This window comes from Archangium violaceum Cb vi76, assembly GCF_000733295.1.
GTDB classification, from domain to species: domain Bacteria; phylum Myxococcota; class Myxococcia; order Myxococcales; family Myxococcaceae; genus Archangium; species Archangium violaceum.
In genome coordinates this window covers 1-697 of record NZ_JPMI01000065.1, presented here as the reverse complement: position 1 = coordinate 697, position 697 = coordinate 1, and the positions used below count along the sequence as shown (strand labels likewise).

1 protein-coding gene is annotated in these 697 nt (G+C 68.6%); it reads right to left on the bottom strand.

The annotated features are described in order from the left end of the window. The coding region (locus Q664_RS58950; RefSeq protein WP_043393129.1) for a methyl-accepting chemotaxis protein at positions 1-697 on the bottom strand (697 nt) is incomplete at both ends.

Below are 697 nucleotides of genomic sequence, written 5' to 3'. Positions count from 1 at the left end.
GATGCGTTTCGCTGCGTCACCTGGTCCACCTGCACCATCGCCCGGTTCATCTGCACCACTCCGCTCGCCTGCTCCCTCGACACCGCCGCCACCTGCTGCACCAGCTCCGCCGTCTTTCGAATCGACGGCACCAGCTCCTTCAGCAACTTCCCCGAGCGCTCCGCCACCTTCACGCTGCTTCCCGCCAGGCTCCCTATCTCCTTGGCCGCCTTCTGGCTCCTCTCCGCCAGCTTCCTCACCTCCGCCGCCACCACCGCGAATCCCCTCCCATGCTCCCCCGCCCTCGCCGCCTCCACCGCCGCGTTCAGCGCCAGCAGGTTCGTCTGGTACGCAATCTCCTCCACGATGGAGATTCGCTCCGCTATCGACGCCATCGCCTCCACCGTCTCGTTCACCGCCAGCCCGCTCTCCTCCGCCTCCGCCGCTCCCCTCAACGCCATCTGCTCCAACTGCTTGCTCGTCTCCGCGTTCTGGCTGATGGACGTGCTCAACTGCTCCAGGCTCGTCGTCGTCTCCTCCACCGACGCCGCCTGCGTGCTCGTCCCCTGTGACAGCGCCTGCGCCGCCGCCGCCACCTGCCCCGACGCTCCCGACAGCGAGCCCACCGCCCCCCTCACCTCTCCCAGCACCCCTCCGAAGCGCTGCACCATCTCCCGCATTCCAGCCAGCATCTGCGCCGTCTCGTCCCGTCCCCTCA